Source organism: Aliiruegeria sabulilitoris (assembly GCF_001558155.1).
In the GTDB taxonomy this organism is placed as follows: domain Bacteria; phylum Pseudomonadota; class Alphaproteobacteria; order Rhodobacterales; family Rhodobacteraceae; genus Tropicimonas; species Tropicimonas sabulilitoris.
This window is the reverse complement of sequence record NZ_LOAS01000049.1, coordinates 1-15968: the sequence shown is the minus strand read 5'-3', so window position 1 is coordinate 15968 and position 15968 is coordinate 1. Positions and strand designations below refer to the sequence as shown.

The window sequence follows — 15968 nt, the reverse complement described above, 5'->3', positions numbered from 1 at the left end:
CCTCATATTTCGGCAGTTGCGAACGGGTGTTTTTCAACAAAATCGGCTCGAAGCTGACATCGGAGGCGGCGCAACATCCCGTGGTGTATTTTATTGGTCAAAGTCGGGTTGTCGTTGTGGGAGGGCGTGGCGGATCGGAGGATCCGTCATGGAAACACCAAACTTGCCTGCCATTCGCGCGCTTCGCACGGCTTGGGACAAGAGCCGGATCGTGTGCCAGAAGCGACCGTTCAGACCCAAACACGTCTGGGCCATCAGAGTTCGGCTTGAGGTGGCCGAAAACCATCGCGACCTCGCGCTCTTCAATCTGGCCATCGACAGCAAGATGCGCGGCTGTGATCTGGTCAAAATGAAGGTCGTCGATGTCATGGCATCCGGCCAGCTCAAGGAATAGGCGTCGGTTCTGCTAAGCAAAACATAGAAACCCGTGTGCTTCGAGATCCGGGAAGGCACCAGAGTCTCGCTCGACCGGTGGTTGCAAGATCCGATGATGGTTGGGGCCGGACTCCTCTGGCCCGACATGTTTCACGAGCGCCTTCACATCTCGACCCGTCAATATGCGCGTATTTTCCGCGACTGGGTGACGTCTATCGTTCTGGAGGCGAGCGCATATGAGGTACTCGCGATGTTATGATGAGAAATGGTACTAAACGAAGAAAAAGTCAGGCCAAGTCAGGCTTTACAAGCTCAATGGGGTTTCCGTGACACGTATAGCGAACGGCCTAATCCAGCCATTGTCCGAATATCGGAACACTGCCACCCAGCTTCCCCAGACCGGCCATTCGTCGGTTATGCAGCACGCCTCAGGCGACAGGTTATGCAATCTTGATCGGAATCATTGAGCCCTATCCTCCGTGCCCTCATGTATTTTGTAGGCAAATGAAGAAGCAGCGCGTCATGGTACACACGAGATGATGAAAGCGGTTGTCCAGGATCGATACGGTGGACCGGAAGTTCTGCAGCTTGCGGATATCGCTACTCCTGAACCAGGCAGGGGGCAGATCCGGGTAAAGGTCTCGGCCTGTGCGGTGAACCTGTCCGATTGGGAGCACCTTACCGGCTCTCCGCTTTGGGTGCGTCCGATCGCCGGGATATTCAGGCCCAAGGTGAATGTTCTTGGGTCGGACATCGTGGGCCTTGTTGACAAGCTAGGCGAGGGTGAGACCGGATTCAGAACCGGACAGCGCGTCATGGGGGACTATGTCTGGTCGCATGGCGGGTTCGCGGAATATGCCTGTGTGCCGGCAAGTGAAACAGTAGCGGTCCCGGATGCCTTGTCTGACGAAACTGCCGCCTGTCTTCCGCAGGGCGGGGGCATTGCGGTCGCCGGAACCGAAGTATTGTCGCAAGGCGACAGGTTCCTGATCAATGGTGCCGGCGGTGGCTCCGGCACCATGGCGCTGCAACTGGCCAAGGCCGCCGGTTGCCATGTGACAGCGGTGGACAATGAGGGGAAGTCCAAGTGGCTCAGATCCCTGGGGGCCGACGTCGTGATCGACTATCGACAGCAGGATTTCACCGAGTGCGGAGAGAAATGGGATCACATCCTCGACATGGTCGCCACGCGCGGCCCGAGAAAGGTCTCCCGAGTGCTTGCCGAGGGCGGGAAATACAAGGCGGTGGGTGGCAATGTGGGTACCCTGCTCTCACTCGTCGTAGGCGGGGCGTTCCGGTATCGAAAGCACTCCATTGGCATGCTGTTGGTCCCGTCGGGGCGGGAACTGACCGAACGCGTCGCTGACATGGCGCTGGATGGCCGGATCACCCCGCACATTGATGCGGTGCTGCCGCTGTCCTCGGTTCCCGAGGCACTGCAGCGCACGGGAAACGGGGATGTTCGCGGCAAGGTGGTGATCAGACCGTAACCGATTGATCGGGGGCGACGGACTGGCGTGGCTCGCAGGCCACCAAGAGCGAAGTCAGGGCGAAACGGCCCCGTGCGACCGGATGTCGAGCAGGACGATCCCGGTCTTCTGACCCATCTCGACGAAGCGGAATGCCTCGACGACTTCCTCCAAAGGATAGCTGCGGTCGAATACCCCGCTGAACTTTCCCTCCGCCATGAGCCCGGCAAGGGTGCGAACGAAGCCGGGCGCATCATCGGGGAAGGGTATTCGCACGCGCCTGCTTCCGGTGATCCCGAACCAGATATCGAGGAGGATGTTCGACCAATACGGACCGAGATCGGTCGCAGTGTAGAGACCGGTCCTTTTCAGCAGCGGGCGGCAGGCCGCCCAGGAAGTCCGCCCCACGGCATCGAAAACCAGATCGAAACTTTCACCGATGGCGGTGAAGTCCTCCGCATCGAAATTCACGACCCGGTCCGCACCGAGCCTTGATGCAAGCGCCACATGTGCCGACCCGACGACGGCGGTCACGGTCGCCCCCCGAAGCTTTGCGAGCTGGACTGCGGCTGTTCCGATGGCACCGGAGGCGCCGTAAATCAGGCATGTCTGGCCCTCGTCGAGCAGCCTTGTGGTCGCGCTGGCATACCACGCCCCTTCGCACACCACCGCCTCGCTAAAGCCGATGCCTTCCGGAATATGCGCGATTGCTCCGCTCTGGGGCAGGCAAAGATACTCCGCATGGGCGCCGAACCGATCCGGCGACAGCCCGAACACCCTGTCTCCAAGCCGGAACCCGTCCACGCCCTCGCCCAGACCGTCGACCACGCCAGCGAAATCCATTCCAAGCGTCTGCATCTTCGGCCGGAACAGGCCCGTCATTGCCCGGGCAAAGAAGGGATGCGCGCGCAATGTCGCCGTATCGGTCCGGTTGACGGTCGAAGCATGAAGCCGCACCCGAATTTCGCCAGGAGTTGGGCTCGGCATTGGTACCTCCCGGAGCGAAAGCGCCTCCGGCGGGCCATAGCGGTTAAACACAACTGCCTTCATCGTCGGTTCAATGGACATGGCGCCAGCCTTTCAGATGGGAAAACGCCGGACGCGAAGAGGCTGTCAAGAGCCACTGGATCGCGCGGCGCGTTATGCCGTTCCTTCAGGCCGCCAGATGCGCGAACCCTTGTGCCCGTGCCAAGGCCGCCGCGGCGCCGGCGTCATGAGAGGCCACGATCTCCAGATCGGGCAGAAGGGCCTTCAGTTGCCGCACCCGCGCAAAAGATGCTCGCAACTCCTTGGCGTCGCCTGTGCCCGGGACCACATCCTGTTCGAGAAGATCAACCTGATAGGTCAGGTCGCCAGCCAGCAGGATCGGCGCCCAGCCGTCGCGTCGGATCAGCATCGATATCGAACCGGGCGTGTGGCCCGGCGTCGGCAGCAGAACCATCGATCCATCCCCGAGGAGGTCATGGGCCTCGCCGAAGGGTGCCAGCAAAGGATCGTCGGTGCTGGCGAATTCGAAGGGGCACCACCTGGCGCCGGGGATCTGGACGTGGTCCCGCAGGATCCAGTCATATTCAGGATGCGGCGCGTCCAATTGCGCGCATTCGCGGGCACTCACCACCAGCTCGGCCTGCGGGATATGGGCGATGCCTCCGACATGATCGAAATGCAGGTGGGAAAACACGGCCAGTCGGATATCAGCCGCCTGGATACCACCCGCAGCCAGAACCCGGTCCAGCCCGTCCGCTTCGTCGATATGCAGCCGAAAGATCCGCGGAAGCAGAAAACGGCCCACAGGGCTTTCGATATATCGCGGATCCAGCGCGATGGCCGGATCGAGCCCTGTGTCGAAAAGCACGAGACCGTCGCAGTGCTCGATCAGGAAATATTGAAGGGGTAAGGGAACCCAGCTGCGCGAGGTCAATGCCCAGACGGAACGCGGAAGTCGCGAACCGAAACGGTGCTCCTTGTGCTGCTCTCCGCTACCGGATTGAAACACCCGTATGGAGCGGATCACCGGCTCCGCCTTTTGCGCGGGGGGCGTGGGGGAGAGTCCTTCGGAAATCGTCATGGCCGCCTCCTCCGGTTAGCTGCATTGATGCGGAATCGCGCTGCACTTGCCGGCCTGCGCGCTGTCGGATCAATCAGCTACATTGCCCGGCGGAGCCCAGCGGATGCCGCGCGAAGTGTATCCCCGCAGAGGCGTTGGCGCATTGACTTGCATCAGTTGCATTGCCGTCGGTTCGACCGAAGCAACCGGTGGGCACAGCATTTCGCCGGATGCCGGCACGCGGCGGCGCGATTGATGTCCATCAAGGAGTCCGGGCCGTGATTTGCGTTATAATACACCGTGATTTTTTCTGTCCGGGAGCTGCCAGCGATGCCAAATACGGACGTTTACACGAAAGCCCGAAAACGCGCCGAGGCCAAGTACAGGTTCCTCGTCCATGGGGCGGTCTACGCCGCGGTGATGATCTTGCTGGTCTTCATCAACGTGTTGACCCTGCCCGGGCCGATCTGGTTCATCTGGCCAATGATCGGCTGGGGGTTCGCGGTCGTGCTCCACGGGATGAGCCTGTATCTGTCGGCCGACAAGAATGCGGTTCTTGACGCATTGACGGAGCGTGAGCTGCGCAAAACAGCGGCGCACAAGCCAGATTGAAGCCGGCGTCGGGACGGTATGCGAAACGCCATTGCGGCCTACCGGATCCGCCTGCCCGGAAGCTGTGGCGGTGGAGACAGAGGCAGCAGCGCCGTTTGAGCCAATGGCCCGTGATCCGATGCGATCCGGTGCAAGCAAGTTTGAAACCGGCTTGGTTCTGTGTAGGCTCGAAGGGCTGGCCGCCGGCGGCACCGGCTTCTCCTCGAAATGTGGCCAGCGTTCGATCAGGATGTACTGATCGAGGCGGAGCACGAGCTTGACGATGCTGACCGAAAGGAGCCTCCATGATCACGATTCGCGAGCTTCGCAAGGATTACGGCGCCTTCACCGCCGTTCAGGACATCAGCCTGGAGACACAGGCGGGCGAGGTTTTCGGCCTGCTCGGGCCGAACGGGGCGGGCAAATCCACCACCATCGGCTGCCTTTCCGGCCTGATCACACCCAGTTCCGGCGAGATCATGGTGGCAGGGCACAATCTCGCCACCGCACCGCGCGACGCCAAGCGCTCGCTTGGCGTAGTTCCGCAGGATCTGGCAATCTACGAAGACCTTCCGGCCGCCGAGAACCTCCGCTACTGGGGTGCGGCCTACGGCCTGCGCGGGGTCGGGCTGAGGGACCGCGTCGCCGAGGTGCTCGACGTGATCGGCCTCGCCGACCGGGCTGGCGACAAGCCGCGCGAATTCAGCGGCGGCATGAAGCGGCGGCTCAATTTCGGCTGCGGAATCGTCCATGCGCCGCAGGTTCTGCTGCTGGACGAGCCGACGGTGGGCGTCGACCCGCAATCCCGCGAAAGGCTGTTCGACATGGTGCGCGCCCAGACGGCGCGTGGCGCGACAGTGCTCTACACAACGCATCACATGGAGGAGGCCGAGACCCTTTGCGATCGGATCGCCATTGTCGACAAGGGACGCAAGATCGCCGAAGGCACGCTGGAGGAGTTGCGGACCGAGGTTGGTGAGCGCGATGTGATAACGCTCTCGGGCCGTTTCGATCAGGAGGCTGTCGAGGTGGCCCTGTCGGAAATCGGGCAGGCAGACACCGTCGAGATCCTGCAGATCGACGCCACCCGGCTCACGATTGAAACCCGCGACGGGCCGTCCAGACTGGCTGGATTGCTCGATGCGCTTGGCCGGAACGGCAACAGCGCGGCCGAGACCCTGGTTCGGCGCCCCAATCTCGAAAGCCTGTTTCTGAAACTCACCGGAACCGAGCTGAGGGCCTGAGCGATGCTTTTCTATCGAGCCGCCGTCCGGAAATCGCTGGCCCGCTTGCTGGCAGCGCCGTGGTCTCTGGCGATCTGGATCGGCATTCCATTGCTGGTGGGTGCGCTTCTGAGCGCCGTCATGGGCGGCAGCGATGGCACAAGCCCCAAGGTGCACTTGCTGATCGCCGACGAGGATTCCTCCGTCCTGAGCCGGGCGCTGACCGACACGCTCGCCTCCGAGCAGTTTGCCGAACTCCTGATCCTCGAGCCGGTTTCCACGGCCAGGGGCGTCGAGATCCTCGACGCGGCGGAGGCAACGGCCATGTTGGTCATCCCGGAGGGGTTTCAATCCGCATTCCTCGCCTCGGAGCCGCAGGCGCTGCGGCTCGTCGTCAATCCGCTGCAATCGATCCTGCCCGACATGGCCCGCGAACTCGCCCGCCTGATCGCCGAGCTGGGCACATATACGCAACAGGCGCTGGCGCCGGAACTCGCGGCGCTTGGCGAGCTGGTCGAGGAAGCCGAAACGGCCGGCCTCGATACAGAAACTGCCGCCGAGACCATCGGCGCATTGGCGCAGGAAACGGCCATGAAGCTCCTGCGCGCCGTCCCCGTCCTGATCGAAGCGCCGGTGGAGATCGAGGTGATCACGCCCGAAGGCGCCCGCGTCGCCAGCTTCGCGCTGCTGCTTTTTCCCGGCCTGTTGATGATGGGCATGATATTTGCCGCACAGGGGCTGGCCGAGGATCTCTGGCAGGAACGCGAAATGGGCGTGCTGCGCCGTCTCAAAGCCACGACAACCAACCCGGCGGCCTATCTCGCCGCGCGCAGCACCGCCGCTGCAGTGGTTCTGCTTGCGGTGGCGACGCCGCTGGCCATCATCGGCTTCGTTCGGCTCGGCCTGCCCTTCTCGCAGCTTGTGCCGAGCCTGCTCTGGCTTGCGCTGGCCGGACTGCTGCTGCACGCATTGGCCGGCTGCATTCAGGTGATGGCCCCCAGCCGCAAGGCCGGCGCGCTCTTTTCGACGCTCGTCTTCTACCCGCTGATGCTGGTCGGCGGCAGCTTCTTCCCTTTCGAGAGCATGCCGGATTTCCTGGCCGTTATCGGCCGGCTCACCCCCAACGGGATGATGCTGGAGCCCCTCAAGGGCGCCTTGATCGGAACCGGGCAGCCGATCGATTTCCTTCTGCCGGCGCTCGCTGCGCTTGCAGGGATCGCCGCCCTTACCGCGCTGACTGCGTGGCGGCTCGCCGCCGCCTTCCTCGCCCGCTGACCGGAGACAGACCATGCAGATCCTGCGCAATATCTGGTTCATCGCCCGGAGCGACCTGTTCTTCGCCCTGCGCGACCGAGCGACGCTGCTCTGGCTCGTCCTCATGCCCCCCGTCTTTTTCTTCTTCATCGGCAACATGACGGCGGGCGGGCTGGGCAATTTCATCACCCAATCCGAGATCGCCTTCGAAAGGCCGGCCGAAAGCGATCCTGTCGGGCAGCGCTTCGGACAGATCCTGGCCGATACCGGCTTCCGGATCGTCGATCCGGCCGAAAAGGTGCCGCAGCTTCGGTTGTCCGGCCAGCTGACCGGTGCCGAGCAGCCGCCGACAGCCCGCTTCGACATCGGCGCCCCGGGCCCGACGGACGAACTCTACGCGCTGCGGCTGAACCTCGCCGCCGCGATGCTGCGCGCCGAACTGGCGGTACTCGCCGCTCGCGACGTACCGTCCGAAACGTTGGCAGAGCTTGCCAAGGCACCGCGCACCCTCACCGTCGAGGTGGAACCGGGTGGCCGGCTGGGGCGCGTTCCGACCGGTTTCGAACAGACGGTCCCAGGCATCCTGGTCATGTTCACCATGCTGGTGCTGCTCACCAGCGGCGGCGTCCTGCTGGTGATGGAACGCGATCAGGGGTTGCTGCTCCGGCTAGCCTCCGCGCCCCTCTCGCGGGAAGAGATCATCGCCGGAAAGTGGCTCGGCCGGATGATGCTCGCCCTCTGCCAGGTCGGGATGGCAATGGTGTTCGGCACGATTCTGTTCGGCATGGATTGGGGGCCGAACCTGCCTGCGATCCTGCTGGTGCTGGCGGTCTGGGCCGCGGTCTGCGCCTCGCTGGGACTGCTGCTCGGATCGCTCGGGCGCAGCCAAGCCGAAGTCACCGGGCTTGGCCTGCTCGTGACCATGGCCATGGCAGCCCTCGGCGGCGCATGGTGGCCGATAGAGGTAACGCCGGCTTTCATGCAGGATCTGCAAAAGGCCATTCCGGCGGGCTGGACGATGGACGCCATGCACCGGCTCGTCAGCTTCGGCGACCCGGCATGGGCGGTTCTGCCCCATGTGGCCGCCCTGGCTCTGACCGCCGTGCTGGCCGGCTGGGCCAGCGCCCGCGTGTTCAGGTTTCACTGAGCCGCTCACCAAACAGAAAGCGGATCATTCCCCCGTCATAGTAGGGAGAACCGGGATATGACGAACGTCCGTTTCAGAGAGACCACTTGAATAAGCATACAATTGCGGCGAACGGTTGTTTTCCACCCTTCTTGCGGAATGCCGGGTTCACGCACCGATCGAATTCGCGCTCTGAGAAGAGGTCCGGTAGGTCGGCAAACCCGCCGTTGGTGCAACCTGAAGCGTTCGGAAAACGGGCGCTCCTCCATCCTTCGCCTCATTGATAGCGAGTGGCTGCTTCCGGTTCAGAGGATGACAATGCACTTGCGGAGCGTCGAGGCGCCCTTGGTGTCGATCAGCCCGCAACAGCCGAGGGTCTGGTACTTGACCGATCAATGCTTCGATCTCAACTGTAGTTGCGCAACCTCCAAACAGGAATTCTCGGAGTTCTGCATTGATCGGTCGCCTTGCGATTGAATCCAGTTCCTCCCGATGCCTGCAGCGCCAGGTTCAGCGTGTCGGTCACGTCGCCAGTTTTCATCGTCGTGCAGGGCCTCCATGCGATGATGTAGCGGCTGTACGGGATGTTTACGGCCAGCGTCTTCGGGCGGCGCGACAGCGTGCTGAAGTCGGGCACCGCCCAGTTCAGACCGATCAGACGCAACAGGCTTTCGACAAAACAGGTCGTCTGGCGCAGCGCCATGCCGAACAGCACCTTCATCGTCAGGCATGTCTGAATGGCGGTATCGCTGTAGGTTTGCTGTCGTCCGCAATTTCCGGCCGGCGTAGCATCCCAGATCATCTCTGGGTCAAACCAGATCGTCTGCGAGCCACGGCGCTTGAGCGCTTCATTATAGGCCGGCCAGTTCCTGGTCTGGTGGATTGGTGGCGTGAGTCTGTTCATATCGTCCAGCTACCACGCTGGATTCATGACATGAATCCCTCACCGGATTTGTGCAACAGAGCCTCTGCCCATAGAAACGTTGCGTGTTTGGGAGACTACAACCGATGTTCACCAACGCAGAGCCACCTCTGAAGTTGCACAATCAATTGGTGGTTTGGGATAGGCGAACCCGACTCCGCTTTTTCACGAGGTCATCCTGTCTGCGCAGCTTTGCGAAAGGCACTCGGAGCATGACCCGTCGACTCCTTAAAGGCGCGACGGAAACTTCGTGGATCTGAGTACCCCAAGAGATTTCCAATCTCCGTCAGAGACATGTCGGTTTCAGAAAGAAGCGACCGCGCGCGATCACAGACGACCCGTGCGCGGACTTGACGAAAGGTCGTACCCTCGTCCTTCAAGGCGCGTTGGAGGGACCTCGGTCCGATGGCAAGTAACCGGGCGATTGAGCGTTCATCCGTCTGGCCGCTTGCGGATGTGATGGTCAGCATCTGAACCACGGCATCTTCCATGGTTTGTGCGGGCGCGATGTCCATCAGGAGCCCCAACTCGCCGAGGGACATGGTTCTTTCGGGCTGCGGTGGGCCGGGATTGCGCGCCGCGAGGTCCGTCAGGCGAATGGCGATGCCGGGCACCAGTGCACCTGCACGGATCGTGGTCCCCAAGAGATCTTCAAGCACAGCGAGCTCGCGGGCATTGGTTTCCGGCACTTCGACCCAATCCGGCGTCCAATCGGAGCCCAGGAAATGGCGAGCAACGTGCCCGATGACAAACAGCGCGCCTTCGTCAAGGTGATGATGCCCGACCACCGACAGGCCCTTGGAATCGCGTCCGACGACCAGATGCGTTTCGGTCTCTCGCAGGGTGATCGCCGAGCCGGGATGCGTAAACAACAAGGCCCGCCGCCCGCGATCAAACGCTGTTGCCAGATCGGGCGCGCCCAATACGAAATGGGCATACGCGCCATAGGCCGAATACTCGTAGGCCTGCCCGATCCGCGCACCGAGGTGGCGGTCGCCAATTGCCCGTGCGACCGAGTCGATAACGACGGCCTCAGAGGCGTAGGGGATGAAACCGGTCATACCGTCGAGCATCGTACGATCGAGACCCGCCGATTTAAGCGCCCTGTCCACGATCAACCGTCCCGCGAACCGATCAAGCAGGTCAACGACGTGAGCGAGTTCGACCAGGTTCACCAGATTACCATGCATGGGATCACATTGTCGCAAAATGTCCGGTGATGCAATGATATCCTGTCGGCAGGGTGAAACGACCGACTGGCCCTGTTCTGGGAACAATGTCGCAGGGAGACCCACAAGATGAAAACCACCCTTCTTCGCGTATCACTGGTGATCGGTGGTCTGTGCCTTCCCGCAGCGACCATTGCGCAGGACGCCGCCGACCTCGCACAAGAACTGGCGAACCCACTCGCGGCCATCATCTCCGTGCCGTTCCAGCTGAACTATGACGACAATCTCGGTCTGACGAATGAAGGCAACCGGACGACGTTGAACCTGCAGCCGATCATCCCCTTCGCGCTCGAAAACGGCGCCACCATCATCACGCGCACGATCATCCCCTATGTCTGGCAGGAGGACGTGATCCCCGGCACCTCCCAGAGCGGCTTCGGCGATGTTCTGGCGAGCGCGTGGTATTCCCGGACCACCGAGACGAACCTGACATGGGGTGTTGGTCCGGTGGTCCGCTTTCCAACCTATTCCGATGTCTCCAGCAAGACATGGGCCGCTGGCGTCACCGGCATTGTGTTGCAGCAGACCGGCCCATGGACGTTCGGCATGCTTGCCAATCACCTGTGGGATCTCGAGAACGATCCGAAAACTCCCACCAATGCCAGTTTCGTTCAGCCCTTCGTGGCCTATTCAACCGAAGGCGCGTGGACGTATTCGCTTCAGAGCGAAAGCACCTACGACTGGCAAACGGAAAGCTGGTCGGTGCCGCTGAACGCCTCGGTGTCGAAGCTGGCGGTCATCGGCGGCAAGCCGGTCAACTTCCAGCTCGGCGTCGGCAACTGGCTGGAGAGCCCCGAAGGCGGGCCGGAGGACTGGCGGTTCCGCCTGCAGGTTCAATTCGTGTTCCCGAAAGGGTGATCGGACACCTGTCGCACTCCGGTTCGACGGCACGGGACCGAAGAGGAAAGAGACGCTTGAAACGGCGATCGCTGCCGTTTTCAGGCGTTGGTTTACCACCAGACGTCGGCGCCATCTGGCGTCTGTCGCCAACTAACAGGAATGGAGGTTCCACATGCTCATCAGACAAACGGCACTCACGGTTTCACTCGCATTGGCAGTGGCGTTCGGCTTCGCAATGTCCTCGCCCGCTGTGGCGAACAAACAGCTCCAAAACGCAGTGGGGGGCGCGGTTGTGGGTGCAGGCGTCGGCTACCTCGTAGGTGGCAACAAGGGAGCGACCGGCGGCGCTGTTGTCGGTGCGATCGCTGGCGCGAGAAAATGACAGATTTCTGAAGGCGTACCAGTGATGGGCTCGGAAAAGACAAGGAATCCCAGAATGACACATCGTTTCAAAAGCAGCGCTGCCGTAGCGGTTTGCCTGTTCACCCTCGGCGGCACGGTGCAAGCCGACGAGATCATGGACCAGGCTATCGCTTCGGCCCAGCCATATATGCACCACAGTTGCGGAAGCGTTCTCGATACATTTGGCGATGACGAGGATCAGGTGGCGGAGATCGTGCGGCTGATGGCCATGGTGTCTCTCTTCAATCGCCAGATCGATGTCATGGCGGAGGTTCCGGAGGAACAGGACCGTGCGCGCCTCAAGGACGAGTTCGTCGAGGAACTGGAAGACGCGTGCGATGACGATCCGGGAATGTTGCTGGCCGGGGCCGTCGATCTCGCCGTCAGAGAGACCTTCCGGGCGTTCGACTGACTTGAGGCGACATGTCCAAACACCGCTTTATGGAGAGGAAAAAATGACCTATTGCCGGATTGCGCCACTCTCACTCGCATTGGTTGGAGGGGTCTTCATCGGGAGTGTCGCCAATGCTCAATTCGCGGGCGACACTCTTGATGCCTTGATCGAAGCCCGGGAAATCCCGGTGATGATCGGCAATTTCACCCGCGCCGCGACCGATATCGAACTGGCCAAATACGTGTCTCTCGCCGGTGGCGTGAACCGTTTCTTCCACTTCCGCGACCCGGGAGACGTGGACAACCAGCCGACAATCCGCATGAATTTCGACACGCTCTACAGCACAGCGGTCGTCGATATCAGCGAAGGCGCGACACTGACGCTGCCCGAAGTGGGCGAGCGGTACATGTCCGCGATGATCGTCAATCAGGACCATTATATCAACGATGTGTTCCACGGCGGGGGCAGCTACACGCTCGACACAGAGAGTTTTGATACGCCGTATGTCATTGTTTTCATGCGCACGCTTGTAGATGCGTCCGACCCTGACGATGTAACTGCCGTACATGCGCTTCAGGATCAGATGGCAATCGAAGCCGCGTCGTCGCAGCCATTCATCCTGCCGGATTATGACGAAGAGAGCTACGAGGCGTTGGTCGCGGGCCTGAACGCGCTACTGCCATTCCTGGCCGACAGCTCGGGCGCCTTTGGTCCGAAGGACGAGGTCGACCCGATAAACCACCTGCTCAACACCGCCATCGGTTGGGGCGGCCTGCCCGAACGCGAGGCGTTCTATGTCGGCGCCGATCCGGGGCTGCCCGTGGGCGAATACAAAATCGACGTTCCCGCGGATGTGCCTGTGGAAGCGTTCTGGTCAGTCAGCCTCTACAACGACCGCGGCTTTTTCGAGAAGAATGACCGAAACGCCTACAACGTGAACTCGGTCATGGGGACGCAGAACGACGACGGCTCGATGACGGTTCATCTTGGCGGCTGCGAAGACGATCGCGTGAATTGCCTGCCGCTGGTGGAGGGGTGGAATTACGTCGTCCGGATGTATCGGCCCGAGCCGTCGGTTATCGATGGCAGTTGGACATTCCCCGCCGTTGTTCCTGCCAATTGAAGGGAATGAACATGAAGACCAAACTTCTGCTGACAGTCACGCTCTGCGCACCGACACTGGCCGTTGCCGAAGGCGTCACGGTCGAAACCTTCGTCCGCGCGGAATCCGACTATAATATCCGGGCAAACATGGAGGCCTTCGGCTATGGTTTGGGGGAGCTGCATCATTTGCGCGACCCCATTTCGCCGGACAACCAGCCGACAATTCGCATGAACCAGGATACGCTGTATTCCGGTTTGGTGCTTGACCTCTCTGAGCCGGCCGAGATCACCTTGCCCGAAATCGACGGCCGCTATCAGTCCATGCATGTGGTCAGTCAGGATCACTATATGTTTGCCGAGGCCAAGCCCGGAACCTACGCGCTGACCGAGGAAGAGGTGGGGACCCGTTTTGCCTCTGTCAGCTTCCGCACATTCGTTGATGTCTCGAACCCGGATGACATTGAAAAAGCACACGCCGCGCAAGACGCCATCGAGGTCAGTGGCGGTGGTGATGGTCCGTTCGAGACGCCCGACTGGGACCTCAAGGCTCTAACCGTGGCCCGCCAAGCCCTGAGCGACGTCGCTGTGCTTGGTTTCAATGCGGACTTCGCCTTTGGCCGCAAGGATGAGGTGCGCCCAATCGACCACCTTGTCGGCGCGGCGGCGGGCTGGGGCGGGTTGCCGCGCACGGCTGCCTCTTATGTCGTGGATAGCGTGGCCGCCAATGATGGCGAGGTTGCGCATGCCGTGACGGTCAAGGACGTGCCGGTTGATGCGTTCTGGTCCGTCACCGTTTACAACGCCGATGGCTACCTGGAACCGAACGATCTTGGCGTGAACAGCTACAACAATGTCAGTGCCAAGCCGAATGATGACGGTTCCTACACACTGCATTTCGGCAGCTGCGAGGATGGCCGGATCAACTGCATCCCAATCACGCCCGGCTGGAACCATTCCATCCGCCTCTATGAGCCACGCGCGGAAATCCTCGACGGCAGCTGGACCTTCCCAGCCTTCGAACAGGTCAACTGAAGGGCACGAAAATGAAAACCAAACTTCTGCTGACATGCGCGCTGTGCGTACCGACAATCCTGTGCGCCGAAGAGGTCACGCTCGACACATTGGTGCGGGCCGAAACCGATCACATGTTCCGCGTGAACATGGCGGCAAATGACATCGAAATCGGCGAATTCACCCACTTCCGGCAGCCGATTGCGGCGGAGGATCCTCAACCGGTTATCCGTGCGAACCAGGACACTCTTTACAGCGCGGTGGTGCTTGATCTGTCGGAGCCGGCCGAGATTATCCTGCCGGAGATCGACGGGCGCTACCAGTCGATGCTGGTGATCAGCCAGGATCACTACATGCTGGCAGAGGCGACGCCGGGGACCTATCCGCTGACCGAAGAAAAAGTCGGCTCGCGCTTTGCCATGGTGCTCTTCCGGACCTTCGTCAACGCAAACGACCCTGACGACCTTGCCGCCACCCATGCAGCACAGGATGGGATCAAGTTGATCGGGGGCGCAGCGGGCCCGTTCGAAGCCCCGGATTGGGATCTCGACAGCCTAGCGGTGGCGCGAAAGGCGTTGAACGATCTTGCCAGCGCGATCAGCTTTGACGCCAGCAAGGCTTTCGGCACCAAGGAGAAAGTGACCCCCCTCGACCACCTTGTCGGTGCCATCTCGGCCTGGGCCGGACTGCCGCCAAGTGCCGCGATGTACGAGGTCGACTCGGTGCCTGAGAATGATGGGGAGGCCCAGTATGCGGTGACTGTCCGGGATGTGCCGGTAGACGCGTTCTGGTCGGTCACGGTCTACAATGCCGACGGCTATCTGGAACCGAACGACCTTGGAGTGAACAGCTACAACAACGTCAGCGCCACACCGAATGATGACGGTTCCTACACACTGTATTTCGGCGGCTGCGAGGATGGCCGGATCAACTGCATCCCAATCACGCCCGACTGGAACCATTCCATCCGCCTCTACGAGCCCCGCGCGGAAGTCCTCGATGGCCGCTGGACCTTTCCGGCTTTCGAACGGGTTAACTGAACCAAGGTTGGCGGCAGCGAGACCCTAGGCCGGAAATTGACCCTGCCAAGGGTCGCGCTTCCCGTGTGAACTCGTCGTTGCCGTTCGCTTTGTTTTAACCTTTCGGCAACTGAGGACCGTTCGCGCATGGTGGTTCTATGTTGCAGCTGCGATGCACGAGGCAGCGGTCGATGTACCTTTTTTCTGCGAGCTGACCCACCGCGACCGGGCGTCGTTGGCGGCAAAGTCCGCAGCTTGACCTTGTTGTGAGGCGCTTCGAAGGCTTGCTTCTCTTCCACATGGACATTCATGAAGGGCCTCGGATGAGAATGCTGCGCTACCGAGAGCGGCAAGCCCAGGTCGCCACCAACGTCTAAATCTGTTGTGATTCCAGTTTCCCACCCCACCCGCGCTAGCCAAGAAATCTCGCCACCGGGAGTCAGAACGAGCAAGGTGCTAACACCTTGCTCGGTAAAAGGTTTCGGGATCGTTTTGCGGTCGAGCCCTCGCTGAGGCGCCACGATCGCAGATGGCAGGATTTACCCGCGCTCCATTTTCTTTTTCAGACACTTGCTCCGTGCGAACTCGTACTCGTCGGCGCCGACATCGAGAGGGATCTCCATCAAATTCGGTGAATCGAAGACGTTTAGTTCGATGTCGCAGCCTTCCTGCATCGCATACGCATCCAAGAAATGCTGGGGCAACAGACGTTCATCCTCTTCATCGAGCGCGCACTCTATTACGCCCATAATGAGTTCAACCGCGCGTCCAAAGCGAAATCGGCTTCCACGGATCAACCGCAAAGGTTGACGACTTTTACGTCACCCGCAGCAGGTTCATCCCGCCGCTACCGTGGTCGACTTTCGCACCGCCGTTCTCAGTGGCGCATACACTAAACTCTGCAGACAACTACCAGTCGTAAGCGGTGGCTGCGGGCCACGTGCCTTCAGGTTGACGGCTTG

The 15968-nt window shown here is 61.2% G+C and carries 15 protein-coding genes and 2 pseudogenes; 12 read left to right on the top strand and 5 right to left on the bottom strand.

The features are described 5' to 3' along the window. Positions 1–148: 148 nt before the first annotated feature. Positions 149–628: pseudogene (locus tag AX756_RS26530) on the top strand (site-specific integrase); the annotation flags it as partial. A gap of 283 nt (positions 629–911) precedes the next feature. Then, positions 912–1865 (top strand): quinone oxidoreductase family protein, encoded by a 954-nt coding sequence (locus tag AX756_RS23365; protein WP_068317928.1) that lies wholly within the window; start codon positions 912–914, stop codon positions 1863–1865. Positions 1866–1919: 54 nt separating this feature from the next. On the opposite strand, the gene AX756_RS23360 is transcribed toward AX756_RS23365, so the two are convergent. Both AX756_RS23360 and AX756_RS23355 read right to left on the bottom strand, forming a co-directional pair. After that, entirely contained in the window at positions 1920–2831 is a 912-nt protein-coding gene (locus tag AX756_RS23360) for an NAD(P)-dependent alcohol dehydrogenase (RefSeq protein ID WP_231701161.1), read from the bottom strand. 166 nt (positions 2832–2997) lie between these two features. Next, positions 2998–3912 carry an N-acyl homoserine lactonase family protein gene (locus tag AX756_RS23355; RefSeq protein WP_068317926.1) on the bottom strand — a complete coding sequence of 305 codons (915 nt, stop codon included), beginning with the start codon at positions 3910–3912 and terminating at the stop codon, positions 2998–3000. 309 nt (positions 3913–4221) lie between these two features. Between AX756_RS23355 and AX756_RS23350 the strand changes: the two genes are divergently transcribed. From AX756_RS23350 to AX756_RS23335, 4 genes are all read left to right on the top strand, one after another. Continuing rightward, positions 4222–4503: a 2TM domain-containing protein gene (locus AX756_RS23350; RefSeq protein ID WP_068317923.1), complete on the top strand. Its 282-nt coding sequence runs from the start codon at positions 4222–4224 to the stop codon at positions 4501–4503. A 284-nt stretch (positions 4504–4787) separates the two neighbouring features. Then, complete coding sequence (locus AX756_RS23345; protein WP_068317920.1) at positions 4788–5726, top strand: ABC transporter ATP-binding protein; 939 nt, start codon at positions 4788–4790, stop codon at positions 5724–5726. Between the two features lie 3 nt (positions 5727–5729). Then, positions 5730–6980 (top strand): ABC transporter permease, encoded by a 1251-nt coding sequence (locus AX756_RS23340; RefSeq protein ID WP_068317918.1) that lies wholly within the window; start codon positions 5730–5732, stop codon positions 6978–6980. 13 nt (positions 6981–6993) lie between these two features. Further along, the gene (locus tag AX756_RS23335) at positions 6994–8106 is read left to right on the top strand and encodes an ABC transporter permease (RefSeq protein WP_068317916.1); all 1113 of its coding nucleotides are present in this window, start codon (positions 6994–6996) and stop codon (positions 8104–8106) included. Between the two features lie 556 nt (positions 8107–8662). Here AX756_RS23335 and AX756_RS23330 read toward each other — a convergent pair. Both AX756_RS23330 and AX756_RS23325 read right to left on the bottom strand, forming a co-directional pair. Further along, positions 8663–8989 (bottom strand): annotated as a pseudogene (locus AX756_RS23330) (transposase); the annotation flags it as partial. Between the two features lie 191 nt (positions 8990–9180). Further along, positions 9181–10197 (bottom strand): helix-turn-helix domain-containing protein, encoded by a 1017-nt coding sequence (locus tag AX756_RS23325; RefSeq protein ID WP_068317913.1) that lies wholly within the window; start codon positions 10195–10197, stop codon positions 9181–9183. Positions 10198–10305: 108 nt separating this feature from the next. Between AX756_RS23325 and AX756_RS23320 the strand changes: the two genes are divergently transcribed. From AX756_RS23320 to AX756_RS23295, 6 genes are all read left to right on the top strand, one after another. Further along, the gene (locus tag AX756_RS23320) at positions 10306–11094 is read left to right on the top strand and encodes a transporter family protein (protein ID WP_068317910.1); all 789 of its coding nucleotides are present in this window, start codon (positions 10306–10308) and stop codon (positions 11092–11094) included. Between the two features lie 154 nt (positions 11095–11248). Further along, complete coding sequence (locus tag AX756_RS23315) at positions 11249–11458, top strand: YMGG-like glycine zipper-containing protein (protein WP_068317906.1); 210 nt, start codon at positions 11249–11251, stop codon at positions 11456–11458. A gap of 54 nt (positions 11459–11512) precedes the next feature. Next, positions 11513–11890, top strand: a complete 378-nt coding sequence (locus AX756_RS23310; RefSeq protein WP_068317904.1) for a YmgD family protein — start codon at positions 11513–11515, stop codon at positions 11888–11890. Positions 11891–11933: 43 nt separating this feature from the next. Then, positions 11934–12995, top strand: coding sequence for a DUF1214 domain-containing protein (locus tag AX756_RS23305; protein WP_082739330.1), 1062 nt, complete (start codon positions 11934–11936; stop codon positions 12993–12995). 11 nt (positions 12996–13006) lie between these two features. Beyond that, complete coding sequence (locus AX756_RS23300; RefSeq protein ID WP_197431128.1) at positions 13007–14008, top strand: DUF1214 domain-containing protein; 1002 nt, start codon at positions 13007–13009, stop codon at positions 14006–14008. A gap of 11 nt (positions 14009–14019) precedes the next feature. Then, on the top strand, positions 14020–15027 hold the full coding sequence (locus AX756_RS23295) for a DUF1214 domain-containing protein (protein WP_068317901.1): 1008 nt from the start codon (positions 14020–14022) through the stop codon (positions 15025–15027). A gap of 518 nt (positions 15028–15545) precedes the next feature. On the opposite strand, the gene AX756_RS23290 is transcribed toward AX756_RS23295, so the two are convergent. Further along, positions 15546–15755 carry a hypothetical protein gene (locus AX756_RS23290; protein WP_068317898.1) on the bottom strand — a complete coding sequence of 70 codons (210 nt, stop codon included), beginning with the start codon at positions 15753–15755 and terminating at the stop codon, positions 15546–15548. Between the last annotated feature and the right edge of the window lie 213 nt (positions 15756–15968).